This is a genomic window from Dysgonomonas sp. (assembly GCF_035323175.1).
Lineage (GTDB): Bacteria > Bacteroidota > Bacteroidia > Bacteroidales > Dysgonomonadaceae > Dysgonomonas.
In genome coordinates, this window is sequence record NZ_DAOKYH010000007.1 from 147,780 (window position 1) to 174,336 (window position 26,557).

Here is a 26,557-nt window from a genome sequence, read left to right on the forward strand (position 1 = left end):
AAACGAAACTGTCATTTTTTTCATCAGGCGAAGATATAGTACGTCCTTAAGGAACAGACAAGGTCACAGCCCTCCGGGTTTCCGGTGAAATCTCCACCCTGAAGGGTTGTATTTCACCGGGAAAACCTTGCCTTTCCGGGACGCACCATCTTCCCGCCTTTCTGAACTAAAAATGACAGTCATATGGCATATAACAGAAAGAAACATTTGCAGGAAAATATACTTGCAATACGAACTGCCTTTGAATTACAGGAAAGCGGGCAGGAACCAACGGCGGAACAGCTGGGCGTACTGAAGCGTTACAGCGGGTTCGGAGGGTTGAAGTGTATCCTGAAGCCTTGTGTAAACAGTACGGACAGGGATAGTTGGAATAAATCCGAACAGGATCTGTTCGATGATACGGTGCTGTTGCATGAAGAAATAAGAAAGCATTGCAGAGATGAAACCGGGTATACGAGTTTCATGGACAGTCTTAAGCATTCGGTTTTGTCTGCATTTTACACCCCGGAAGAAGTCACCGGTGCGCTGGCCCGGACGCTGCATTCGTTTGGGATAGGAATAAAAACCGTCCTGGATCCGAGTGCCGGTACGGGGGCTTTTGGAGGATCGTTCGGAATCTTTGGTGCAGGGGTAACCTGTTTTGAAAAGGATTACCTGACCGGTATGATACTGGGATTATTACATCCCGAAGCATCGGTTTATACCCAAGGGTTTGAGACGATTGACAACGACTATGCCGGCACATTCGATGTGGTGACATCGAACATTCCTTTTGGAGACTACAGGGTTTATGATCCGGTATTTTCGGACAGTAAAGATGAAATCCGGCACAAATCGTGTAAGGCGATCCATACTTACTTTTTCATGAAAGCAACCGATATGGTTCGTGAAGGAGGCATTATTGCCTTTATCAGCTCCAGCCGCCTGATGGATTCTCCCGGCAACCGCCCGGTGAGGCAATGGCTGATGGAACGTTGCAGGCTTGTATCGGCGATTCGTTTACCGAACGACCTGTTTAAAGAAATAGCGAATACAGAAGCCGGCAGTGACCTGATAATCCTACAAAAACATACACTAAAAGAGACTATGACATTCCGTGAATCGGCTTTCACGGAATCCAGGATGTTAAGTAACGGTTGTAGTATCAATAATTATTTCATGGATTTCAGCCGTGTGATACATACCCGGTTGGATGTAGGTACAGATCAATACGGAAAGCCCGGCATTAATTTCTATTATGAAAAGGATATGTCGGAATTAGGTAAGCTCTTACAATGCTGGCTGGAAGAAGATTGCCGGACAAATCTGGATTTGGATCTATACAAAGAATATGCTTGCCCTGAAAATGCGGATATGCCGGATACGGATGTAACAGATGAATCGGAGGAGCCTGAGCCTGTAATCAGCCTGTATGATTTATTCGGTATTCCGGAAGAAGAACGCACCCAAACCTGTGTCAGACAGAAGCCGGTAGGACAGAAGGAGGGTGTCGGCATACAGGTTTCTGATCTGGAAGATCCTTTTAAAGTGCTGAAGAATAGTAAAAATCCCCGGGTTTATAAAGGGGACATAGAAGGGTTTTATGTGGAAGGTACATTATTGCAATATCAGGGGCAAACAGGCTATCTGGGCATAAAGAAAGAGAAGAAAAAAGATCGGGAGATTATTACGTATTATTTCAATCCGGTAGATGTGTCTTATGCCCAGTCGCTGCGTGTCAAAGACTATATTCCCCTGCGTGATGCCTATTTTCAATTATTCAATTATGAATATGACAACAAATGTGCCGGACCTCATTTACGAAACGTACTGAATGAACAATACGAAACATTTTGTGCGAAGCACGGGGATCTGAACGATAAGGAAAATTACCGCCTGATTATTCTCGATAAGACCGGGCAGGATGTATTGGCATTGGAATCTTATGTAAACGGTCATAAGACGTTAGCCGATATATTCAGGGAGCCTGTTTCCTTCAGTACCAAGGGAAAGCTGATCGCAGCAAGAGCCGATGAAGCCCTTGCCTCTTCCCTGAACATCTATGGTTATCCTCATTTGCAACACATGTCCTCGGTGTCGGACAAGACACCGGAAGAATTACTGGATGAACTTAAAGGCATTCTGTATTATAACCCCTTGTTGCAGAGGCATGAAATATCCGCTCATTTTATAGCGGGGGATGTGTTGGTTAAATCCGAAGAGGTTGAAGAGTATATCGTTTCGAACCCCGATGCACCGGACATCGAAGCCAGTAAAGAATCATTAAAAGTGCTGAAAGATGCGATTCCCGAGCCGATACCCTTTTCCGATTTATTCCTGAACCTGGGTGAGCGCTGGGTGCCGGAAGATGTCTATAACAGCTTTGCTACGGAAATTTTCGGGACGGATGTTCAGATCAATTATTTTGTCGACCTGGATAATTTCAATATAAATGCAGAAAGTGAAAGTACGATCAACATTACGGAAAAATATGCCGTTAACCCGGCAGACAGTGATAAACTCAACGGGCTGAAGTTGTTTTCCCATGCTTTATTAAATACAATACCCAAAATAACAAAAGGCTCGGGACGTTACAATGCAGATGGTAAAGAGATCAGGGTTGCAGATACAGAAGCCATCCAGCAGGCAAATACCAAGATCGATGAGATCAGGGCCGCCTTTACCGACTGGTTGCAAACCCGTCCTGTTGAGGAGAAAGATAAGCTGGCGGCCTTGTATAACCGGAAATTTAACTCCCGTGTCATACCAAAATATGATGGTAAATTCCAGACCTTTCCGGATTTGCAACTTAAAGCGTTAGCGATAGAACGTCCCTATGACAGCCAGTACGATACGGTCTGGATGCTCAAGTCCAATTTCGGAGGGATAGTCGATCATGAGGTAGGTGCAGGGAAAACACTAACCGTTTGTATCACAGCTCATGAAATGAAACGTCTGAAGATGATACATAAGCCTTTAATCATCGGCAAGAAAGGAAATATCTTCGAGATAGCGGCTACCTATGCCAGAGTGTATCCGAATGATAAGATACTGTATCCGTCTGAAAAAGATTTCGAACCGGAGAACCGCAAGCGATTGTTTAACCGGATAAAGAATAATAACTGGGATGTGATCATTATGACCCACGACCAGTTTTTCAAGATCCCTCAATCCCTGGAGGTGCAGTTCGATATTTTTCAGAAGGAGCTTGATTCGGTCGTTGAAAACCTGCGTGTAGCCGAACGCCTGTCCGGTAAGAGCGCATCGAATGCGATGTTGAAAGGCCTGATCAAGCGGCAGGAAAACCTGGAAGCTACACTGAGTGAACTCTATAATAAGATGCAAAAGCGCAGGGATGCGGAGATTGTCGATTTTAAGACGATGGGTATAGATCACATCTATATTGATGAGTCACACGTCTTCAAGAACCTTCGTTTTGATACCCGTTGTCGGAATGTTGCCGGTCTGGGTGATCCCAAAGGCAGCCAGCGGGCGTTGAACCTGTTGTTCGCTATCCGGACAATGCAGGATAAGTTCGACCGGGATTTGTGCACTACTTTCCTGAGCGGGACAACCATCAGTAACTCTTTGGTTGAACTGTATCTGATCTTCAAATATTTGAGTCCAAGGGCACTTGAAGTACAGGGTATCCGTACATTCGATGCCTGGGCGGCAGTATATGCCATGAAAACATCGGACTATGAGTTTACGGTAACCGGAGAGATCAAATCGAAAGAGCGCTTCCGTTATTTCAAGAACGTACCTGAGCTGGCTAAATTTTACATGGAGATCTGTGACTACCGGACAGCTAAAGATGTAAATATTGTGCGTCCCGAAAACAATGTGATCCTCTATACAGTCCGGCAGACTCCCGAACAGGCTGAATTCCAACAGAACCTGATTGACTTTGCCCGGACAGGAGAAGGAAAATACATCGGGCGTCCGGAGAAAGATTACAGCGATTCGCGTTCCGGGCGTATGCTGGTTGTAACGGATCTGGCAAGGAAAGCGGCGATAGATATGCGGCTGATAGATGCGGAGAAATACCGTGACCATCCGGATAATAAACTATCACAGGCAGCCAGAAAAATCACAGAATATTATTATAAATACGATGAACAGAAAGGTACACAGTTTGTGTTTTCCGATATCGGAACCTATAAGCCGGATAAATGGGATGTATACTCGGAACTGAAAAAGAAACTGGTTGAAGAGTACCATCTGCCGGCCGGTGAGATCCGCTTTATACAGGAGGCTCCCGGCATGCGCCAGCGGGAACAGATGATCGCTGATTTCCGGATAGGGAAGATAAGGGTACTGATAGGGCATACCGAGAGTTTGGGAACCGGAGTCGATGCGCCGCAAAAATGTGTGGCGGTACATAACCTGAGCATGCCTTGGACACCGAAAGATCTTGATCAACGGAGTGGAAGGGGAGCACGTAAAGGTAATGAGGTCGCGCGCTTGTTTGCAGGAAATAAAGTGGATAACTATATGTATGCGGCAGAGGGTAGCCTCGACACCTATATGTTTAACCTGCTGGAGAACAAACAGACTTTTATTACGCAGTTAAAAACCAATTCGCTGGGAACACGTATTATCGATGAAGGAGCAATGGACGGGGAAGGCAATATGAATTATTCCGAATTTGTAGCCATCCTCTCAGGAAACAGCGATTTACTGGAGAGGGCTAAGCTGGAGAGAAAAGTAATGGCATTGGAAAGTGAGTTCAGAAGCCACAACAAACAAAATGATACGACAGCATGGAAGATAAAATATATAACAGGAGAAATAGAGAAAGACACACTCCGGTTACAAGGAATAGAAGAAGACTGGAAATATATTAATACTCATCTTCCGCTAAATGCGGAGGGAGTACGACCTAATCCGCTGATACTTGATAATTTTGATTATAACGATGATTTGGAAGCTGTCGGGTTGGAATTAGTCAGGATGAACAGATTTAAAGATACGCTGGGGCATTATGAGAAAGTCGGCTCCCTATTAAAATTCGATATCCTTGTCAAAACCGACAGGATTGATGAAAAACGCTATAACCGTTTCTATATTGAAGGGGCATGTAAATATTCTTATAATTCCGGGCATCTGGCCGATACGCCCGAACTGGCAGTAACTAATTTTATCCGGGCTTTTGGCAGGATACCTGACCTGATGGTAAAAATGGCAGCGGAGATTAAAGAACAACAAAAGAATATAGCTGCAATGCAGGAGATAGTTAACACCCCATGGCGTAAAGAGTCGGAACTGCGGCAGATGAAAATAGACCTTGCGGCACTGGAGCGTAAAATACAGAGCGAGCTGGAAGCAATTGGAAAACCTGAAAATATAAATGATACGGTAGAGGTAACGGAAGAAGTTGCCATATGAAGAAAGGATTACTTCTGATCCTGTAAAGCAGACCGGGACATAATACAAGGAGCCTATTTTAATAATCCCTTTGATTTAACCTGGCCCTGGCAACCGAGAGGATAAAGTAAAATGCGGCGGTTAGAATTGCTGCAATGGCAAAAGGCCCGGCATAATGGTAGAGAACAATAATAAAAGTAATTGTTCCGAGCAGGTAAATACAGGCACTGGATAAAGCCGCTCTCCAATGGGGGCGGCTCTGGTAAAATATCAGTATGACCTGGACTAATTGTGCCGCAAAGAGAAAGTATACGATATAGTTTATATACTTTGTATCAAGGAAAAAGCTGCAAACGATTATTCCTATTACAGCCAATGTATATGAATAGAGTCCGATATTGTAATTTATTGTCTGCTCCCCCGGCTTCAGCTCATCCAGAAGGATTCTGAATACGCCGTATTGATTCAATAAGACCAATGTAAGGAGTATGAATCCTCCGATCGTTTTCCATATTCCGATTTGATTATAATCCAAAAACCAGTTGTAATTCTCTGTCGTAAAGAGATAATATATCTCTGTGATGCAAAGAACAGAAAACAAAATGGCTTTAACTGCAAGCACCGGTTTGTCCGGATAATACCTGAACAGATGTAAGACAACGGATACTCCGAGAATGATATAGATTAAAAACATGCTAGAGGATTATAGGGTTGATCGCAAAACAGAATTTTCAAAAATACATATTTTCTGATTAAAATCGTTTTTCTATAATCATAATTTTCAGGTAAATATGGCCTGATATAAAAAACAGACGGATTGGGTTGCAAATATACCTGGGTGGATGAACTATGTTCGGGAAGCGCAGGCAACTCAATAAACAGTTGGCTAAGCGCGGTTTCCTGTTCTTCGAACTTATATAAAGTTATCACATATGATTAATAGGGGATGAGTTAAGCCGAGGAAATACTTTCGCCAGGAGGTTGCATTTCTGCTGATATTGTCTCCGCTTATTCATCAGGCAAGTTATTGTAGCGGTTTTACGTGCGGGCAAGGTCTGCCTTGCGGCGTTTACGGGAAAAATCTCCACCCTGAAGGGTTGTATTTTTCCGTAAAACCTTGCCTGCCCGTACCACTACAAATTTTTTCGCCTGTGAATAAACGGATACTCTTTACGGTATCCATTGTGTAAAATTAAAATGCAGATTATGGAAGTATTAGCAAAATCCCGAAAAAAGGAAAAACAGTTTTATGTAGTTCAAAATGCCTTAATGGTATCTTTCAGGGATACTCATTTTGAGCTTGATGCCGGATATGACCGGGATTATTATGTGATCCGGATTAATTATACGGATGGAGCATCTCTTAGCCGGGTAAAAAACGCAGTCAGGGCATTTAACTGTCCGTCCAACCCCGGTATAAATTTTCAAGGGACCAGAGTTGAAGTAAAAAGGACGATGAGTGCAGGAGTAAAAAAACAACTATTGAACGAACTCAAGACTATTTTTAAACTGAAAACCTTACCTGAAGAATCCGATTGGTTTGAGCCAATCAAAGGTACAGTCGGTAACTACATGGATAAGATATTCAGTATGCGGGATTTTAATTAACTCTAAAAAAAATAAATGATGATACAGGAATACTACATGCTGAAATTCAGGGAAGAATCAGCTGTCGAAAAAATGAAGTCACTAATAGAAAGGGCTGTTATGGGAAATAACGGACGTATAACCTTTGAAAAAGAGGAGGATGATGACGATTACCCTTTGACAACCATCTTATCTGGCCGTAAGGATATCTATTTCATTTCCATTACGGACGTGTATCTCGATAATGGAGGCCTTATCTATGCCGATGGACTGGACGATGATAGCTGTTGCCACAAGACGGGATTTAAGATAGAAGCGGAGCACTACTCCGACATCCTTTTTTTTATCGCTTATGTCATGGGATGGAATAAAAACGGTACGGATGCACAGGCTGTCAGAGATGCGATTAATTCTGATATTATGGAAATGGCCTGCGAATTAGCCGAAAAAGAGATGGTCGACAAACACAATTGGCTGCCCGAAGCCTTTATGGATGAGTCCGGAGAAAACTACACGGAAGATTTTCAGGACGAATTCGATCCCCTCTATGATAAATACTATGAGCGGATTGCCCAATTATCGGACTTTCAACTTCGATAATGATGAACCGGAAAGAGCTAAGATCAGGAATGGTGTTCACTTTCGGTATTTGTGTCGATTTTGAATATGTTGTCATCGATTTACTTGGGGATGGCGTGTTGTTGGAGCGGGTTACCAACCGCATTAAAGGATCAAACCGGCATAGATGCAGGTTCGGAAATTTTGAGCATCCATCGACTGAACATATCCGCACGATGGATGAAAAGGAACTGTCCTGCTACCGGACACAAGATCCCATTTGTGATTTGGAGAAAGGTATATATAAAATCAGAAAAGATATTGCAACTTTATTGGACCAACCCGCTGTCAGGGAAGATGAAGTGATATGGATCTTGGGTGTACATTGGGATGACTATAATGGATGTCAGGGAGAACAATATAAATTCAATATAATCTATAGGCAATTTGGCAAGCAAAAAGATGGCCGGCTGGTATTCCATGCAGAAGAAAAGATGACCTGTGTCCGCTGGTTTCGGGATAACTTCTACAAAATCCATATTAACTGATGAAGAAGCAAAAGGTAAGAACAAAGAAACTCGTGATTCCTCACTGGCAGGCGAGATTATTCATCTCGCTTTTTTATGCAGATGGCGGAGACGGGTATATTGATAAGGAAATCGAAGAAACGGCTCAAATAATCAATGAAGAACATCTCTTATCGCTGGTTTCGGTATCTGAACCTCGGGACGGAGAATGTACCATGGAATTTATAACTAACTATTAAAAATAAAAACGATGCCAGGCAAAAATGTATGCGAACAAAATGGCTACAGAGACAGAATGGGGTATTTAAAGTCACTCGCCGATGACTATGGGACGGATATGATCGTAGTCAGCGGTATAGCTGAAGTTCTCGGGGAGAATGAAGACTTTGACTCTCTGATGAATGTACTGGAAGATATTCCGATACTTTAAAACAATTAGAATCAAACAGATGGATAAGAAAGTAGAAAATAAAGTGGAACTGTTCAGGCAGTTCCTTTTTCATTACCGGAATTGGGTAGAAGCCTGGCTTTTGGAACATCCGTTAAACCGGTTCAAAACACAGGATGAGTATTTGAAGGCATTTGATACGGCTAACCGGACGAGGCTTGCTTCCATGCAAGATAGATATTCCCTGAATAAGGAAACAGTAAAACTATTTATAAACGACCTAAATACGAATTGATTATGGGAGAAAATGCATTAAGAAAAACTGATAACACAGTAATAAAGATCGGGCGCGGTGATATCAGCAACCTGTATTATCTGCGCTATGAAGACCGGGACAAAGTTGAAGGAGTAGAAAACAGCCTCGATCCGGATACTACCGAAAATATCCAATGGCGGTTATCCTTACCGGATGAGGACCATCTGCAGCCGGGAAATTATGAAAGCCATCAGCCTTATATTCGGTATGATAAAAAGATGGGAATATCCTTCATTCATCCGGATTGCCAGTTAAAACCGGATATTGCTGACCTGTTTGAAAACCATACTTACCGTCCTGGAACCTACCAGCTTTATCAGAAAAAACTGGGCTTATTGTTGAATATAGCCTGCTACCACGGACTGAAAGACAATACCAATAGCGGGGAAGTATCGTTCGGATGGAATGGCAAGAGGTCTCCTTTTGCCCTATGCGGGGTATTGAATGATAAGGCTGAAATGATGGTAAGCTTTACCTGCATTGCCTGTGAAGAAAAATGGCTGGCATCTTTTGTCGAAATACAACACCTGATCTATTCAGAAGATATGAAATACCGTCTTTTTGAACTATGCAGCAGGTATTGGGAGGGAAAGAACCCCGGTAAAAATTATCCATTTGCCATGACCCGCACGAAAGAAGAAGGAAAGGTGAAGATCAGCCTTCGCCGCTGGACAAAAGAGCCGGATATGAAGTATGCTGTCATTTATTCAACCGGTTCGGAAGGGCACTCGTCCTTTTTCCGGACTATCGGCGAGGCTTTCAGCAAGTATCTTGAATATTAACAACCTTAAAATCAGAAATAATGGAGAAAATAAAGATCGATTTTTCAGAATGCGTGGCAGATAACCGCAAGCAAATTGCCACCCTATTGATGGATGCAATAAAGAACCTGACTGAACCTTATCAAGATCTTATGGCTGCTATCCGTCGTATATCGGATTATTATGAGGATGAGACAGGTTACTATCCCGTGATTTCCCTCAGTAAAGACGATATGCGTGAAGTAGGATTTAATCCGGATGAACTGGGGCCTGATGACATGCGGAATTTTGTAGATCATATGCCGTTGGATAGTATGATGGATTCTTATTGGGTGGCACTAAAAGATTATGCAAAAGATGATTACGAGTTACCCGAATTACACACGGAGATCGACAGCCTGTATGATGCGTATAAAAAGGAGCATGTAAAAGAACCATTGTATGCCACTATATGGCTTGAAGACAAGGGGTATAATAACTTGCCGTGGCAAGATACCGTTAAGCTGACATTGGATGAGGATGAGGATGAAAAGATCTATATGTATTTTCAGGGGTATGCAGATCTTAAGGATTGGCTGTACTCCACATTGAGGGAAGACAGCAACAGTGAAGATAGCTGGTGTTATGAGAATCCGCAACACCGCATTGAGTTTTTTGATCAATTATTGTTGGACGATTAAGATAAATATAATGATGATAGTCGATGATATTGTAATATTTATATTACCTGTTTGCGGTTTTTCGAAAGAGGAATCGCAAAATCTTTCTTTGGAAGAACTGAATAATCTATGGATGGAAGCTAAAATCATAAAATACAGATTTCCCGGATTTATAGAAGACATTAATGATGACCTTCTGGTTGACAATACCAACAACTGGATTGTAATGCGTGAAGAAAAGCAAAAAAATAGAAACAAGCTAAAACAAGCTGTATGAAAGTTATTTGTACCCGGTGCGGCAGCATGAAGATAAAATGCCTGGCCTGGATTAACCCGAATGAACCGGAAACAGAAAAAGCACTGATCCGTTGTGTAAGGACAAGTTCCAATAATGAGTATTGTTATGTCTGTAAAAAAGAAAGCCGGCTGGCAGATTCAGAGAATACAAGAAAAAAGATAGAAGAAAAATATTCTGCGTATAAAGAACAATTTAAAAGAGAACCCGGGACAGCCTGGTGTGAAATAGCTTACTGCAGTCCAAAGAACGGTACAGAGAGAATACTGATAAAGATCTCAAGTGATGAGAATGGGAATAAAAATTATTTTCCCTTTTGTGAGGATATGAACGCTCTGAAAGGCTTATGTGAAAAAACGCAGCAGAATTTTATTCTTACAGGGATATGTCACTTTGAATAACTATCCATTAAAGGATTCGGATAAATAAATAATAAACCGTCGGTGTATCGAAAAACATTGGCGGTTTCTCAATTAAGCGAAACTATGTCTTCATTTGATTCTAAATTTTGTACCACGACTAAAGAACAATGGTTACAAGAATTTTTAGATAAGGTTGATTTTGGTGCTCTTTTTCAGAAAATAGAAGAGACACGGGAATACCGCAGTAAGAATCCGGATTGGGATCGTCCTGTTGTCATGTATGGCATCCGGAAGAAACATACATGTATTAAAAAGCAGGAGATAGCTGTCATTATCGATTTGATGCCCTGGCAGGAACGGGCACGGATGGCTGAGACCCACTGGTATAAGATCATCTATAAACGTCCGGCAACTGACCTGGAGTGGAAAGAAATGGAGATGCGCAACCCTGTGAAAAGATACTGGATATGGTCTTATTTCATAGAGAAGGGGAGGACAATAGATAAAATAGTGTCGCACATCGTACAGGATGATTCGGATGAGTATGGCCTTGAAACTGCAAAACAGATTAAAGCTTTCGAAGACCACTACCAAAGGAGAATCCGTATTTATAGGCGTGAGACAGCTGTTCAGTTAAGTTTATTTTAATGGGAACCAAGTATATATTCTCGATAAGCTTTGGGAAAGATTATGAATAGAGTTAGATAATGTCAAGTATTTGACTTAAACTACCATAATTTTAGATAATTGGAATAATCCTTTACATAATGGCTATATTGGTAATTATAATTCCTCATTTTTACATATTGATAATAGTACTAACTCATGGGAATCTCAGAACCATAAAGATTGAGTTGATAATTATCTTTACCCCCAGATTTTTGAGGAACTCTTTCTGATGTTTACTACCCACGTATTTGCATGAATTACGGATTTGATGAAGGATTTGACATAAATTGTCTCTACAAATCATAAATTGGTTGCATAGCAGGGAGGATAGTGCGTCAAAAGATTCATCTGACTTCCTATAAATTGTAATATTTCTAATATTTTTTTACTAACTTCGGATAAAGTTGTTTATATATTTAGTCGTTTATCAAACAATTAAATATGATCTTATTTGTTTGAAGATGAATGACTTTTTTTTATTCTAATGCATCGTAGATTATGGAAAAGATTGAGTTGAATATGCCGGAATTAAAGGAAAAGGCAACCTATAATGATGGAGATATAGCGATTATAGATGATTTGGACGAGTTAAACTTACGTAAAGATGCTTGTAAAACAGATTTCTACACAATTTTATTGTGTCTGAATGGTAAGGCTTCGTCGCATATTAATGGAAATCCGTATATCATTAATAAAAATGATCTGTTAGTATGTCCACCTAATGTTATTATAGGCAATCATCTTCCAAGCGATAATCTCAAATATTGCTGCATCTGTTTATCCACTAAATATATACAAAAGATAATGCCTATGGCTGATAATAACTGGGAGATAGGGCTATTTTTTGAAAGAAACCCACAGGTTTCTTTAAGCTCGGAAGAAGTTTCTATATTCCTTCTGTATTACGATTTGTTTTGCTCAAGGCTAAAGCATTCTTCCGAAAAACATTTTAAAAGAATAATAAACACCTTAATACAGGCTTTTTTATATGAATTTCAAGAAATAGTAAAAAGGGTAGTCCGAGCATCTCCACGTCACTTTTCGTCCTATGAGCAGCACTTCAAGTCTTTTATAGACATACTTTCCTCTTCTTATCCAAAGAATCGTGATGTAGCTTTTTATGCAGATAAACTATGTATAACCCCTAAATATCTTTCAACAGTTTGCAAAAGAGCTGTGGGACAATCAGCCTCTAAAATTATTGGAGTATATGTTGCAAAGGATATCGAATATCTATTGAAACATACGCAAAAAAACATCAAAGATATATCTAATGAACTGAACTTTCCCAATGTTGCGTTCTTTGGAAAATATGTAAAGAATAATTTGGGCAATTCTCCTAAAGCACTAAGAAAACAGTTTATCAATGGGCAACAAAAATAACTTAATTATTCTGATGAGTAATATTTGTATTTCTCTGATCGGCTTATGTGTATTTTCTCTTTAATTAGAATGAGAATCGCATAGTACAACGAATACCACTTTTTTGAATATCCTGATTATCAAGATAGTTTAAACGCCAAACATAATCAACCCGAAGGAATTTAAAAATATTTTCGACACCTACACTCGCTTCCATATAAGGAGTATTTCCCATTGTATAGGAATGGACGGGAAAAAGATATAGTCCGTTTCCACCGTTTGCCGGATTGTTCTTGTCTGTCAGATGTCCCCACAAACCACGAAAGCAGAATACCTCCCTCAGTTTCAGCTTCTTGATATAAGGTATCCTATTGAGGAGGTTTCCGTTCATATAGTACGTTAAATCCCAAGAAGCATATTCGTCATTAATAAATTCCAATGCATTCATGTTTGTATAAGCTTCCGGCTGAATCGTGTAAGTCAGGTTTGCATTAGGCAGGATTAGCAACGGATATGGAACTTTCGTCCAAACTTTTCCTGCCTTGGTAATGATGTCAACGTAACCGAAAGCAGAGAACCAAATACGTTTTTGAACGCCAATGTCCGTACGATGATAATTATAGGACGAACCTAAAAATCCCTTTTTTGCCATCACATGGCTGAGATTGAAAATTAAAGCATCATATGTAATCGGAATACGTGTGTTGCGTGTCTGATAAAACTTTTCATTTTTTCCATAGCGGAAATTTAGCTCCAATTCAGACATGTCGTGATGATCAAGTCTGCTTATTGTTCCGTCCGCATTGATACGGTCAAAAACTGTATATTTTGTAGCATATTCACGACTATTTCGAAGAAAGACATTATATGACAGTCCACTATAATACTCACGTGAATAAGTCAGTTCGAATTTTCGTAAATAAGTGGCTTGCGTATCATTTTTGCGTCTTATCGACAGAAGGAAATTGTCTTTGTTGGTGTACATATACTGCTGTCCGAGTTTGTTGATATCGTACATATATTCAAAACGGATTGAATTCATCGGAAATTCTTTGCGGAATTCTTTGAGGTCATTGAACGAATACTCAGCAAGAGCACTATATTTCAGCTTTCCATCTTTCGTTCCGTACGCCATGTAGCCATCAAAAGACCAATTTTTGCTCAAAGAGGGTGTTGTGGCTCCGCCTACACGCAGACGGGCACCTTCGATAGAGCTACCACTGATTGTAGTATTCATCGGGCCAAGCTCAAATTTGTTTTTCGACGGATCATCATTCGTAGGTATATAGCCCGATACAAGAGTCGATACGATTTTTTCCGTTATATAAAAAATCGGGACAGAGCGCAGTTTCACCATCAATTCCTTTACAGAATTCGGATTATCCCGAACAGCCTCTTCTGGTCGATTACTTGTCCAAAAAATATCAGGTTGGCCGTAGGCTTCTTTTAGTGTGATAACAGGTGCATTCTCTTTGAAAACTTGAATCTGTTCGGCATCCGGTTCTTCAAATGAGTGGTTACTGTATATATTCAGACGCCTTGCATACAGTCCTTTGGACCTTTCTGTCAATTTGAAATTTACACTGATGTCGTCTTTCATTATAATACGTGTACTGTCGGGCATACGCTTGAACTGTTGCTCGACTGTCATTTGAGAAACGAGGTTCAGATTGATATTTTTAGGAACATTAAGAATTACTTTCTGTATAAAATAAGTGGAATCTAATGTGACATACAAATGTCCGGTAAACCCGAATGTCTCCGAGTTGAAGGGTACAAAACCCAGATCCACGCATTTCTGGTCATTTACATCCAGTGTGTCGAGTATATAATATTTGTAATAGTTAGGTCCAATAGAGGAAAGTGGGCTCACGAACCTTTGTAGGAATAAAGGTATGTCATCCTTAAAGATATCGATTTCCCGAAATACCTCGTTTAGAAATTGTTGAACACCGTCGCGAGAGAACGCATCATCTACGCCAGAGGATTTACTTCCCTTCACTACACGTTTTTCCGATTCCGGTTTCTTGCGGTAATAGACCGTCTCTATCTTTTCTTTTTCTGAAATAGGCAGAATAACTGTACCGATATCAAGTGTGTCAACAAAATCAGCTAAAAAATCAAATTTTCCGGGCTTGTCATTTTTTGAAGGTTTTGGTTCATAATCATTCATTGCAAATATTATTTTTTCGTATCTATCATACCGATAATAATCATGATCATGAGGTTCGTTGTTCTTCCGTAAAGCAATTATCTTTTTAACTAATTCTACGGCCGGATTATCTTTTTTACTGTATTTTTCTTTCTTTGGTTTTACAACCACTTCATCCAATATAATATCGTTTGGAGCCAACTGTATTTTCAGATTGGTTGTTTTCCCTTTGGCAACTTCTATTTTCCTGCTGTCATACCCTATACTCGATACTTCCATAATTTTGAGTGTATCCGGAGCCGATAATGAAAATTTTCCATCCAAGTCAGTAACAGTTCCTATGGCTGTCCCTTTGAATATAAGAGAAATATAAGGTAGCCTTTCTCCTGTAATCGAGTCGGTCACAACGCCTGTTATTACCCTATTCTGAGCATTTGCCGTCCATGTAAAGAGCATAGATGCCAGTAAAAAAACAATCTTTTTTCCCATTACAAATTCTTATTCTCTATTTTTTAACTATCGCTTATTAAAAGTATAACAGTATTTTATATTATAATATCCTAAAACTCACAAATAATAGCCTCTGTAGCCAATAAATGACAGATAAGGAAGACGCAAAATATATACAGGATTTATTATAATTGGGCACATAGTTCTTCACAGAATTTCTCATGACTAGAACGCATGTGTTGATAAATAATGTTCATTATGACAATTTCGAAGAAAAAATAGAGCCAGGGCAAATCAATCAGACAAGCAATGTAAAGGGCAATAGCCCGGGTATTAAATGTGAGAATATTTGTCCATTTCATCATGGGCAGAGAGAGCACTCGGAATTTGTCACAGAAGGATTGTGGAATATTCTCCATAGTGCCATATTTTCCATATAGGTTCTTCATCAGCAACTGAAAATTGGGTGTCTTTGCCTCTTGCTTTCTTGTGTAGCCCACATAAGTCTTCAAAAATAATTTCAAAAAGAAATTTCCTTTCCAAGGTATTTCATCATATATTTTCTGTTGTTGCAAAGAGTTGTCCAGTTCACTACCGACTTTACCTTTTAGTAAAAAAAGATGAATTTGTCTATAGTAATCAGCGAGTCTGCTCTGGCTGCTGTGACAACCAAACCCTGAGTACAATGCTAATAAAAAAAATATTAATGTAACAATTATCGTATTCTGTTGATTATTTTCAATACCGAGAAGTTGAAATTCAAAATCATGATGGATATAAAACCTATAGACGAGTCCAAGATAGATACAAACGAACCAGATCTCACCGGCAGCTCCATCAAGAATCCGTCCGAGTTTGCTTTTTTTTGCAGTCATGCGAGCTAGTTGCCCGTCAGCACTATCATAGAAGTTTGCCCAAGACAGCAATAATATGGCTATTATGTTACACAACAATCCGTTCATACCTTCTGTCCGGTAAGAGCCATGTGCAAAGAAAAATGAAGATCCTGCACCGAGAATAATTGAAAGAATGGTTACCGTATTGGGATGTATATCCAAACGTTTAAAAAAAAGTGCCCACCAATAACCAATAGGACGTGTCCAAACGGTATCGAGCCATTCTTCGGTATCATTTGACTTGTAAGTGGATTTGACTTCTTCTTTCATAAATTTCTTTCATTTAAATGATGGTTTACAGCTAAAATTCAAAACATCTTAATGATAGTCGTGCTATCAATAGTAAAGAATATGCTGCTTATTTATTTTTGCATATATCGCCTTTCCTTATTATTCCTGTTCTTCATTCTTCACCCCAGCCTAAAAATCTGTTTTGCCACTCTTGGTAATAATCGGGTTTGTCTACCATCAGTTTACCTTCATGGTCGATGAATAATTGAGTAGTATTTCCGGTGGCGCACAACACATTATCACATTTGCGAAAGACCTTGTAACTGAAGTCGAGCCGTGCCCCCGGTTTATAGACATAATATGTATGTATTACAGCAATATCGTTCATGGCAAGAGGTGCAAAATATTTGATGTGAAAGTCGTACATGGGCGCATAAATACAGGATTGTTGCATATCGGCATATCCTATACCGGGATAATGCCGTCCGAATGATTCACGCCCATCTTCGAAAAAAGCGATATACGATCCATGCCATACCCTTCGCATCGAGTCGATCTCGCTAAACCTTACCTGTACATAGCAGATATCCTCAAGCTCATTCATCAGTATTGAATATATCGTCTTTGACTGCGGCATTAAGTACATAGCCGGAGAATTTATATAAAGTATAATTATCGCCCTTTTCATTCATGCGCAGACTTTTCAATTCGGTGGATTGAGTGTCGATAGTCAGCACAAACGATGAAAACATCATCTTGCGTTTAGCCTTAGCGTCTTCGGCAACAGGAGTGATAGTCAGCACACACATATTGGTCTGCTTTGTCATCTTCACATCGGCAAGTTCTCCAATGTCGATACCGTTACTTTCATTTGAAGTAAGCTGATGAACAATAGCTCGCAGCGATTCGAACTGCTTGTGGGTAGATCCTTTGGCAACACTTTTCTTCCCATTATTTATCATGGTGAAAACAGCTCCATCCATCAACAGCATATCTTTTCCGTCATTGAATGTCATGCACATCCTGTCAGGTTTCTTATAATAGAAGTTCCCTTTAGTTGTAACATCATCGGCCACTGCGGCACTATGCCTGATTCGGGTAACAATTGCCGTCATAGTATTTGCACCCTTATATAATCTGACGTTTTTCCATGTGTCAATTTCTTGGGCAAACATGCTGCCACACAAAATGATAGCAACAATAAATAGAATAAATGTTTTTTTCATATCTGTTTATTTTATGTATAAAGTCCTCCATTAATTGAAATTACATTGCCCGTAATATAACCGGCATTGGATGAAGCCAGAAAGCCGACCAATTCGGCTACCTCTTCGGGGATGCCGAAACGTAGAGCAGGGATGTTCTTTTTCAATGCTTCTTCATCAAGCCCTTCTACCATATCGGTCTTGATAAATCCGGGTGCTACAGCATTTACAGTTACATTCTTGCGTGCAACCTCCAGAGCCAATGATTTGGTGGCTGCGATAAGCCCCCCTTTAGCTGCGGAATAGTTAGTCTGCCCGGGCATTCCTTTCATTCCGCTTACACTTGTCATATTGATAATACGCCCAAACTTACGAACCAACATGGGTTGAAGCAGATGATGCGTTACGTTGTAGAACCCGTCGAGCGAAATGTCGATCACCCGCTTCCAATCTTCTTGCGGCATGAACGCCATGACGTTGTCTCTGCGTATGCCTGCATTGTTCACCAGCACTTCGATGTATTCATCGGAATGAGTTGCCTCCCATGATTCGACAGCCTCTTTGGTTTGCCGAAAGTCGCTCACGTCAAACATCAGCAATTCGCCATTCCCGCCGGCATGCTGCACTTGTTCAAGAGTCGTTTCAGCTTCTGCCGTATTGCTTACGTAGTTGATAATGACATGGTAGCCCATTTGAGCCAATTTGACACAGACTGCACGACCAATGCCTCTACTGCCTCCGGTTACTAATGCATATTTCATTGTAATATTCTTTTTTTAATTCTTTATTATATTCCATATTTGCTCCTTTCCAAGTATCTCCGAACATGTGAAGAATGCAGTCATCGTCACCCCATGTAGCCCATGCAGCATAAGATTTTGTCCTGTAAGCAACAGGTTGGGAATAGGCGTACGCGGCGAGAGCACTGTTGTCATAGGGTTATTGAAATCTTTACGCAAACCGTAAGCCGAACCTTCGGGTGTATGGGTGTAATTCCGATAGGTGAGTGGCGTACTGGTGTAGCATCCGGTAATCATATCACGAAGTCCCGGAATAGAACGTTCGGCCAAAGCAATACATTCGTCCGCAACACGCTGTTTCATATCCTTATATTCAGAACTTCGATTACCCACTTTGGTATCGCTCCATTGTTCGCATTCATTCCATGTCATCGGGGTAAGTAAATCTACTTGTTGTACATACCCGCTATTGTCTTCCGGTATGCGGCAACTGACCAATACTCCGTTCACGGAATTACCCGCCCGGTAAAACGACCATACATCCCGGCATTTGTAGATATATTGATTCCAGTTGAAATACCTGAGTGTTTGCGGCCTGATGCGGAGCGATACGGTAAACATCCCGAAGGTATTCTCTAAACCGGTGATGCGCTTACAGTACGCTTTCTTCATTGTACTGCTCTGCTTCACCAAGCTGCAGGTGGTAGCAGGATGAATGTCGCTGATGAAGATATTTCCTTCGTAGGTTTCACCGTTCGAACATACGGCAGATGTTATTTTTTTGTCTTTTTCCACCAATTCCCGAACTTCGGCATTACAGATAATTTCACCTCCATGCCTGCGTATATCCTCAACCAGTGAGTTTACTATCAACGAACCGTCACCTTTTAACCGCCAACTGCTCTCAATGAAACTGCCGTTGACGTGGGCGAAAGTAAACAAGGGAAGTGACTCTTTCCGAAGTTCCATTTTTAGGGATGTACCGCTGAGAACATTTATCAGCAACGGATCTTGGAATGTCTCCGTCAGGTATTGATAGGCGCTTTTTTCAAAAAACGAGAAAAGCGTTGATAAGTTATCATTCCGGGGATTCAGGGCATCAAGTTCCCGTTCACCTGATTGTCTCAACAAAGCAGCATACTTAATCAGAGCATGGCGTTCGGCAGGAAAATCTGCTGCTAATGTTTCGACAAAAGTATCGTATCCCTGGGCAAAAGCAAAGGTGCGGTTTTCTATTGTTACCTGATCAAAACAAGTATCGAGCCGATGCCACGGAAGGGATAAAAGTCCCAAACATTTGAACGCTGAATGTAACGGCTGACCTTCATCAAGACCTCCTACGTAATGAAAACCCGTATCGAAAGACAGTCCTTGCCGTTTGTAGCTCTGAAGGCAGCCGCCGGCTTGTGTCCCCCTTTCGAGCAAGAGAACATGCAACCCGGCTCGGGAAAGGATATGCGCGCACTCCAATCCACCCAATCCACTACCTATGATAACGACATCGTATTTCATTCTTTTTTCTTATTAATCATCCTGAAAACAGCCGGTTGCAGGACATATGATATTACCACTGCCGCAGTCAGCCCCACAAGGGAGGAGAATCCTACCGACTTGATAGCCGGATGCTCGGCAAATAACATGGAACTTACGGTAACAATCAGGATAACAGCATTGAAGAATATGGCCGTTTTGTGATAACCCAACAGACGCGAGTTTGTCTTTCCTTCGATAAGGCCGTTCATCACAAAAATGCTGTAGTCAACGCCTATGCCGAAAATAAATGTTGAGATGATAATATTGATAATATTGAACCGGATATCGAAAATCACCATCGAACCCAACACAATCAGCCAACTTAGCAGGATAGGCATAAAGCCGAGCAAAGCATATTTAATGTTACAGTTGAAACTGAAAAAGAGTACGATAAATACCAAGAGCATCGATACCCATTGCAGTATATTGAAATCTTCATTCAGGCGGGTCAGAGTGTCCGTGGTATAATAATAGGTGTCTAATACAAGTAGGTTGGGCGAAGAAACTACAGCATCGCAGATGCGGTTATAGTCGCTGTCTTTGCTATGGACAGAATCGTTTTTGCATCTGACAGAAGTAAAGCACATATACTCGCCGTTATAAGATTCTTCCATCAATGTAGATTGGTAACCTTCCGGAATAATGCCCGCTTCGTATAAGGCATCGGGTTCGTAATCAGCAGTTGCAAAATCGAAGAAAGGGGCAAATGCTTCGGCTCGGAGCCCGGCTGCAGGAGCCGTCTTGTCAACCAGATCGCGTGCAAGTTGCAAACGTTCGTCAGTCCAAAAGTTTTTCCATGCGTCGATGCGCTGCTGTTGAACCCGTAAAGGCACAAATATAAGGTTTGTATGCGTATAACTTTTCACAAGCCCAATCCCTTGCAGCGAGTCCAGCTTGTTGGACAAAACATTAAAATTCGCAATCGCTTCCTCCATTGTCGTACCCGAACTTGCAAAATATTTCTGTTTGTCACCTGTGTAAGTCTTGGCACGCAGCAGGTTTTCCGAATAGGTAGTACTTTCGGCTTTATAGCCCAGATTGTGCATGTCTGCATCAAACTGAATGCCCCCGGCAATGTAAAAACCGATGCACACTACTGCAATAACAAGTATCGCGAGTATCAGCGGCCTATTTCGGTCAAAGGGATAAGCATTGATGCGGTCGATGATCGCAAAAGCCCGGCGATTGTATCTGTTGTTCTTCGATTTAAGGAGTTGCGGCAGAAAAATAAGGCTGAAAGCTATAGTACCTACAATGGCTAAAGCGGCAAAAAGGCCGAAATCCTGCAACAGTTCCGTTTGAATGAATATAAGCCCCATGAAAGAGGCAATAGTAGTAAGACAACCCATACAAATGGGCTTGACCTGATCGCGCAACACCTGTTCTACATCGTTAACATATTTGTAATGCGTAATAATGTGCAGCACATAGCTGAATGCCACTCCTAATACGATTGCCCCGATACCCAGAGCCAATAGCGAGAACTGACCTTTGATGAAATACATTACGGCAAGCCCGAAGAGGGTACCGAAAACTACCGGAAGCAATAGCAGGGGTATGGTTTTTTTATTGCCGAAGCAAATGTAAATAAATAAAAGAACCAGTATTAGCGAACCTATAATAGTCTCTTTCAAATCTGCTTTTATTCGCCATGCGTTGTAGAATCCGCTGGCAGGTGTACCGTGGTAACTGACCTTCACATCGGGATTAGAGACGGAGAATTGTTCTATCTGCTCATTCAACATACGAAACAGAGACGAACCCTGTCCCGTGTTGGTGGCAGAATACATCGGGGTGATGAATGCCACACATACCGTAGAGTCGGGAACAAAAAAATGATCATCAATAATTTTATAACCACCTGTGGTACCGGAAGTGAGAGGCTTCATTTGTTCCTGAAGCACACTGCGCAATCCTAAAGGATCCATCTGTATAAACTCAGGGTACATTGTTCCCACCGGACTCAACAGATCGTTACGGTTAATTTGCATTTGGCGGCTTACATGAGTATAAGTCAGCATCGTATCGAGGCGACTGTAAACGCAGGTGTCGATATATGCGGGTAGATGATAACTCAAATAGTCGATAACATCCGGCATCAGGTCGTCGGGTAATTTATAGAAAATGTCTCCAATGACCTGGCGGGTCGAATCTAAGGATGCGTTTTTAGATTCCAGCGAATCAATAAAGGCATCACATGCTTTTACGATCTGCTCTACGGAGGCTCCATTCAATCCTTCGAAGAGGAGGAAAGTTTTGTCTTTAATGCGCAGATTGGCAAAAGCCAGTTTGGTAGTGCCGTCTTCATTCTTCGATGAGGGCATCAGCTTGTTGATGTCTTCTTCCAGATGTATTTTTGAGGCAAAATATCCGCAAAAAGCAAATAAAAAAATCAACGACAACCAAAAAACTGTACGATGATTGCTAAAAAAACGGTAAATCTTTATGCAAAGTTCTGTCATATAATCATATCTCCCTTATATTCCATATATGTCCTTTCGGTATCGGCTATTGTTGCAATGACGGAGAATCCGCTGTCCGTAGGCGAGACGTTGATTGTCACATCCGCTTGGGGGCATATAACGGGTGAGGCTACCGCCGTGAAACGACATAGTTTTATACTGCCGATTTTCATCTTTTTACCCGTCAGCAACATTGTACATTCTTTGACCAATTCAATGTTGCAGACACCGGGGCACACCGGATTGCCCGGAAAATGACCCCGATAAACATCGCAATCGGGCAAAAGAACGATGCTGTAAACAGCATTCAAGCCTCCTCCTTGTATATTGACTATTTTATAATATTTATTTTCGAGTAACATAACAGACATATCATTTAACTAATCGGGCTTGATAAAAATTTTCATTTGCGTATCAGCCACCACTTTCCCCAGAAGTCGGGTTTCTCCGGTAATGATCGTCACACCTGCAACTTCTGCGCCTATACTGACAGTGGTGAGCAGCTCATCTCCAACCTGCGGTAGTTTGTGGCAATGAAATTTTTTCACTTCACCTATATACCCGACAGGTGGGGCAGTAGCTCCCGAACTTACAGCTCTGTATCCTGCAAATGCCGAAGCAGACTGAGCTATATGCTCGATAAGTCCTGATTCGACCATCAGTCCGTCCTCGTCAAGAAAATAATTGTCGGATCTGACAGCAAAACTGGTTACTGCCGTATCTCCGCTTACTTCTATCAGATTGTCGACCATCAAAATAGGATCACGTTGCGGAATAAGATCTTTTATTTTTTTACTGTCCATTCTGTACGAGATGTAACTCTATATAGTCATAGAGATTGTCAAGCGTCTTTATTGTAGGCAAGTCAACTGCCGGAATTTTTATTTTGTAGGTATATTGGATAGTGGCCACAAGATCCACAAGGCTAAGGCTATCCAAGGCGAGAGTGTCTCTTATATTTGCATCCGGCGTAAAGAGTTCTTGATCAACTTCAAATTCTTCTGACAGAATAGAGTTTATTTGTTTTACAATGCTTTCACGTGTCATAATACTTTTATTTATTATAAGTTTTTTATGATGAGGGTCGAATTCGTTCCACCGAAACCGAATGAATTGGAAAGGAACATGTCGAAATGCGCTTCGCGGGTCTCCGGCACAATATTGATGCGGCTTGTATCTTCATCGGGATTTTCAAAGTTGATATTTCCCGCTATAAAATTATTTTTCATCATTAATATCGAATAAATCAGTTCGCTGGCCCCGGCCATCCACATTTCATGCCCTGTCTGGCTTTTGGTGGATGTTACCGGAACCTTGTTATCGCCAAATATCCGGGCTATAGCTAGAGCTTCCCTGCTGTCACCGATGCGTGTCGATGTTGCATGGGCATTGATATATCCTATATGACGTGGATCTATACCCCCATTTCTGAGGCACAACTCTAAAGAACGTGCCGGGCCGTCTATATTAGGAGTGGAAATATGATCCCCGTTTCCAGAAAATCCCCAGCCCACGATTTCTGCAAGTATCGGAGCCCCCCGTTTCACGGCATGCTCGTAACTTTCTATAATAATCGTAGCGGCACCACCACCGGGTACCAGGCCGTCACGGTCACTGTCGAATGGACGACTGGCTTTTGCAGGTTCATCTTCACGTATCGAGAACGATTGAATTCCGTCGAACGAAGCTACACTGTACAAATTGGCTTCTTGAGCGCCACCACTTATAATGCAATCCTGCAACCCATTATGTATGAGCATATATGCCAGTCCTATGGATTGTGAACCGGATGCACAAGCGGCAGAGGCAGTTAAATTGATGCCACGCAGTTTGAACAGGCAGGACAGATTCATTGTTACGGTCGAGTTCATCGATTGGAAAATAGCCCCACTACCGCAAGCAGAGCTGTCATTAAACTCCCGGAACTTATCAAGTGCATGCATAGTAGCTTCGGCTACGGAATCATTGCCGTAAATAATACCTACTTCATGTTTGTCGATATAGTCTTGATCCAGTTTTGCGTTTTCGAGAGCCGAGCATGTGGCCATATAAGCATATTGTGCTTCCTCCGGCATGAACTGGCGTAAATTACGTGGAATGAAAGGTTTCAGATCAGGTTGTTCTATATTCGCGCATAACGCGGAACGAAATCCTGCATTTTTGCGTTCCTGACTGAAAATAATACCGCTCTTTCCATTATACAACGAATCGCGTACATCTTCGAGCGTCTTCCCTAGGCATGACCATATCCCCATGCCTGTTATCACTACTCTTCTTCCCATATATTTTATCTCTCTTGTTTATAATTTTTTCTTATAGCACCGTCTTCTCTTTGTCAACGTGGGGTTTAGAGGTTTCCATTGAGACAGTTCCCTGATATTGTCTTCCAACTGCGGGCCTGTTTCAGCGTATTTAAAATTATATTTGTTATAAATAGGTATAAGATCGTCAAAAATTAAGGCATTCACGCCGAGCCCTTGATAATCAGGATGCACAGCTATCAGAAGCAGTTCAACCTTTTCGTCCTTTTTCCATTTCAGTGCACGAATCAAATGATACCATCCTAAAGGAAAAAGTTTCCCTTTCGTTTTACGCAGGGCATGTGACAGACTTCCCATTGTTACCGCTACTCCTATTACCTCACCTTTTTCATTCTCTACAACAGGCAATAACTTCTTGTCTATCAGTCGTAAATATCGTTCAATATAGATATTTGCTTGCTTATCTGATAGTTCTGTATAGCCAAAAAGAGGAGCATAAGCCATATTCAGTAAGTCGAATAATTTTTTTCCGTATCCATGTTTTAATATATCTGTATTTGTCAGTTTCTTCACATGTAATCCGAACATTTCCTTTGACAGATTAGCTACACGGCTATATTTTGGAGGTACTTCTTTAGGTATCTCAATATTGATTTGTATCCAGTCTACCTCTTTTTCATACCCCAAAGCCTCCATGTGTATAGGGTAATAGGGATAATTGTATATGGTAATCATCGACCCCAATTTGTCAAAGTCTTCAATAAGCATACCTTCCTTATCAAAATCGAAAATACCCATTGGGCCTTGTATGTGATCCATACCACGTTCTTTTCCCCATTGTTCTACGGCTTTCAACAAGGCTGCCGAGATTTCCATATCGTCAATAAAGTCTATGAAGCCAAATCGAACATTTTTTGTTTGCCATTTCTTGTTGGCACAGTAGTTGATAATACCTGCTATTCGCCCCACAGGTTTTCCTTCTTCATTGTACGCAATGAAAGCTTGGACTTCGGAAGACTCTAATCCCGTATTTTTAGCGGGGTTAAGTGCGTCGCGAATATCTGACTCTAAATCAGGGATATAATATCTGCAATCGGTATATAAATAATCAACAAACTTCACAAAATCGTTTATTTCTTGTTTTGTCCTAACCTCTTTTATCGTAATACTGTTCATAACAAATTCATAACAAACTCTTAATAAAAACAAAGTTACTGAAGTTTCTTTTGATATAAATAACCAAAAGATCCATAGAAGACATATGGATAAATAATGGAGAATATAGGAACATTTTTGAGTGCTTTTGCAGCAACCTTTACGCGTGGTACATTTAAGCAATTCGAGTTTTTAGATTGTTAATGTTTCGATTAAATAGTTTATTAATCGACTGTTTAAGAATTGATCCTATTATCTTGGATAATGCTAGTTTGAAATAATTTTCAGAAAATAGTCAGTTGGCTATTCTCTATTATATCCACTCTAATTGACGGTTTCTTAAAGAGAAATATATGAGTTAATAATCATACAATCAGGTTTTAATTTGGTTTTCGCGATGAGCTGCAAATGGAACTAAAGCAATGTATATTAAAGGAAATATTGCAATCAGGAACAGTAAAATAAGGACAAAAAGCAAAACTGTCTACAAACCAAAAGAAAAAAAGAGGGAGAGATATGTAAATAACATAGGTAACAATTTGGCATACTGACAGATTATTTTTGTCGAAGCAAATAACAACAGTTTGAACCTCATTCGCTTCTTCATAATTTATGTATATTTGTTACCCGTAACATCAGGTT

Annotated in this window: 26 protein-coding genes; 13 read left to right on the plus strand and 13 right to left on the minus strand. The window is 40.9% G+C overall.

All coding sequences use genetic code 11. From position 1 onward, the window contains the following. The first annotated feature begins 183 nt into the window (after positions 1-183). Complete coding sequence (locus PKC55_RS10495; protein ID WP_291124594.1) at positions 184-5,367, plus strand: helicase-like domain-containing protein; 5,184 nt, start codon at positions 184-186, stop codon at positions 5,365-5,367. A gap of 58 nt (positions 5,368-5,425) precedes the next feature. Here the strand turns inward: PKC55_RS10495 and PKC55_RS10500 are convergent, their stop codons facing one another. Then, a complete protein-coding gene (locus tag PKC55_RS10500) occupies positions 5,426-6,040 on the minus strand; it encodes a hypothetical protein (protein WP_291124592.1) in 615 nt (204 codons plus the stop codon). A 512-nt stretch (positions 6,041-6,552) separates the two neighbouring features. Here PKC55_RS10500 and PKC55_RS10505 point away from each other — a divergent pair. The 12 genes from PKC55_RS10505 to PKC55_RS10560 all read left to right on the plus strand — a co-directional run bounded on the left by PKC55_RS10505 (position 6,553) and on the right by PKC55_RS10560 (position 12,851). After that, a complete protein-coding gene (locus tag PKC55_RS10505; RefSeq protein ID WP_291124590.1) occupies positions 6,553-6,954 on the plus strand; it encodes a hypothetical protein in 402 nt (133 codons plus the stop codon). Between the two features lie 15 nt (positions 6,955-6,969). Further along, positions 6,970-7,533: a hypothetical protein gene (locus PKC55_RS10510; RefSeq protein WP_291124588.1), complete on the plus strand. Its 564-nt coding sequence runs from the start codon at positions 6,970-6,972 to the stop codon at positions 7,531-7,533. A gap of 194 nt (positions 7,534-7,727) precedes the next feature. After that, on the plus strand, positions 7,728-8,039 hold the full coding sequence (locus PKC55_RS10515; RefSeq protein WP_324372953.1) for a hypothetical protein: 312 nt from the start codon (positions 7,728-7,730) through the stop codon (positions 8,037-8,039). Continuing rightward, the gene (locus tag PKC55_RS10520) at positions 8,039-8,257 is read left to right on the plus strand and encodes a hypothetical protein (RefSeq protein WP_291124584.1); all 219 of its coding nucleotides are present in this window, start codon (positions 8,039-8,041) and stop codon (positions 8,255-8,257) included. Before PKC55_RS10515 ends, PKC55_RS10520 begins: the two co-directional genes overlap by 1 nt. Before the next feature lie 11 nt (positions 8,258-8,268). Continuing rightward, entirely contained in the window at positions 8,269-8,448 is a 180-nt protein-coding gene (locus PKC55_RS10525; RefSeq protein WP_291124582.1) for a hypothetical protein, read from the plus strand. 19 nt (positions 8,449-8,467) lie between these two features. Then, positions 8,468-8,701 (plus strand): hypothetical protein, encoded by a 234-nt coding sequence (locus PKC55_RS10530; RefSeq protein ID WP_291124580.1) that lies wholly within the window; start codon positions 8,468-8,470, stop codon positions 8,699-8,701. Positions 8,702-8,703: 2 nt separating this feature from the next. Then, positions 8,704-9,504, plus strand: coding sequence for a hypothetical protein (locus PKC55_RS10535; RefSeq protein ID WP_291124578.1), 801 nt, complete (start codon positions 8,704-8,706; stop codon positions 9,502-9,504). Positions 9,505-9,524: 20 nt separating this feature from the next. Next, on the plus strand, positions 9,525-10,163 hold the full coding sequence (locus PKC55_RS10540; protein ID WP_291124576.1) for a hypothetical protein: 639 nt from the start codon (positions 9,525-9,527) through the stop codon (positions 10,161-10,163). A gap of 10 nt (positions 10,164-10,173) precedes the next feature. Beyond that, a complete protein-coding gene (locus tag PKC55_RS10545) occupies positions 10,174-10,419 on the plus strand; it encodes a hypothetical protein (protein WP_291124574.1) in 246 nt (81 codons plus the stop codon). Beyond that, positions 10,416-10,838: a hypothetical protein gene (locus PKC55_RS10550; RefSeq protein WP_291124572.1), complete on the plus strand. Its 423-nt coding sequence runs from the start codon at positions 10,416-10,418 to the stop codon at positions 10,836-10,838. The genes PKC55_RS10545 and PKC55_RS10550 overlap by 4 nt, the downstream gene beginning before the upstream one ends. A gap of 84 nt (positions 10,839-10,922) precedes the next feature. Then, the gene (locus tag PKC55_RS10555; RefSeq protein WP_291124570.1) at positions 10,923-11,447 is read left to right on the plus strand and encodes a hypothetical protein; all 525 of its coding nucleotides are present in this window, start codon (positions 10,923-10,925) and stop codon (positions 11,445-11,447) included. 519 nt (positions 11,448-11,966) lie between these two features. Then, on the plus strand, positions 11,967-12,851 hold the full coding sequence (locus tag PKC55_RS10560; RefSeq protein WP_291124568.1) for an AraC family transcriptional regulator: 885 nt from the start codon (positions 11,967-11,969) through the stop codon (positions 12,849-12,851). Positions 12,852-12,915: 64 nt separating this feature from the next. Here the strand turns inward: PKC55_RS10560 and PKC55_RS10565 are convergent, their stop codons facing one another. The 12 genes from PKC55_RS10565 to PKC55_RS10620 all read right to left on the minus strand — a co-directional run bounded on the left by PKC55_RS10565 (position 12,916) and on the right by PKC55_RS10620 (position 25,936). Continuing rightward, on the minus strand, positions 12,916-15,471 hold the full coding sequence (locus PKC55_RS10565; protein ID WP_291124566.1) for a DUF5686 and carboxypeptidase-like regulatory domain-containing protein: 2,556 nt from the start codon (positions 15,469-15,471) through the stop codon (positions 12,916-12,918). 146 nt (positions 15,472-15,617) lie between these two features. Continuing rightward, positions 15,618-16,598, minus strand: a complete 981-nt coding sequence (locus PKC55_RS10570) for a CDP-alcohol phosphatidyltransferase family protein (protein ID WP_291124564.1) — start codon at positions 16,596-16,598, stop codon at positions 15,618-15,620. Between the two features lie 133 nt (positions 16,599-16,731). Beyond that, on the minus strand, positions 16,732-17,163 hold the full coding sequence (locus PKC55_RS10575; protein ID WP_291124562.1) for an acyl-CoA thioesterase: 432 nt from the start codon (positions 17,161-17,163) through the stop codon (positions 16,732-16,734). Further along, positions 17,156-17,785 carry an outer membrane lipoprotein carrier protein LolA gene (locus PKC55_RS10580; RefSeq protein WP_291124560.1) on the minus strand — a complete coding sequence of 210 codons (630 nt, stop codon included), beginning with the start codon at positions 17,783-17,785 and terminating at the stop codon, positions 17,156-17,158. Before PKC55_RS10580 ends, PKC55_RS10575 begins: the two co-directional genes overlap by 8 nt. Positions 17,786-17,796: 11 nt before the next feature. Then, positions 17,797-18,525, minus strand: coding sequence for a flexirubin biosynthesis SDR family reductase FlxB (gene flxB / locus PKC55_RS10585; protein ID WP_291124558.1), 729 nt, complete (start codon positions 18,523-18,525; stop codon positions 17,797-17,799). 15 nt (positions 18,526-18,540) lie between these two features. Then, positions 18,541-20,016 (minus strand): phytoene desaturase family protein, encoded by a 1,476-nt coding sequence (locus PKC55_RS10590; RefSeq protein ID WP_291124556.1) that lies wholly within the window; start codon positions 20,014-20,016, stop codon positions 18,541-18,543. Continuing rightward, positions 20,013-22,499, minus strand: coding sequence for an MMPL family transporter (locus PKC55_RS10595; protein WP_291124554.1), 2,487 nt, complete (start codon positions 22,497-22,499; stop codon positions 20,013-20,015). Before PKC55_RS10595 ends, PKC55_RS10590 begins: the two co-directional genes overlap by 4 nt. Next, the gene (locus PKC55_RS10600) at positions 22,496-22,861 is read right to left on the minus strand and encodes an ApeI family dehydratase (protein ID WP_291124552.1); all 366 of its coding nucleotides are present in this window, start codon (positions 22,859-22,861) and stop codon (positions 22,496-22,498) included. The genes PKC55_RS10595 and PKC55_RS10600 overlap by 4 nt, the downstream gene beginning before the upstream one ends. Positions 22,862-22,879: 18 nt before the next feature. After that, positions 22,880-23,302 (minus strand): hotdog family protein, encoded by a 423-nt coding sequence (locus PKC55_RS10605; RefSeq protein WP_291124550.1) that lies wholly within the window; start codon positions 23,300-23,302, stop codon positions 22,880-22,882. Then, on the minus strand, positions 23,292-23,546 hold the full coding sequence (locus tag PKC55_RS10610; RefSeq protein WP_291124548.1) for an acyl carrier protein: 255 nt from the start codon (positions 23,544-23,546) through the stop codon (positions 23,292-23,294). The genes PKC55_RS10605 and PKC55_RS10610 overlap by 11 nt, the downstream gene beginning before the upstream one ends. Before the next feature lie 14 nt (positions 23,547-23,560). Beyond that, the gene (locus tag PKC55_RS10615) at positions 23,561-24,781 is read right to left on the minus strand and encodes a beta-ketoacyl-[acyl-carrier-protein] synthase family protein (RefSeq protein WP_291124546.1); all 1,221 of its coding nucleotides are present in this window, start codon (positions 24,779-24,781) and stop codon (positions 23,561-23,563) included. 18 nt (positions 24,782-24,799) lie between these two features. Next, on the minus strand, positions 24,800-25,936 hold the full coding sequence (locus PKC55_RS10620; protein WP_291124544.1) for an N-acetyltransferase: 1,137 nt from the start codon (positions 25,934-25,936) through the stop codon (positions 24,800-24,802). Positions 25,937-26,557 lie beyond the last annotated feature (621 nt).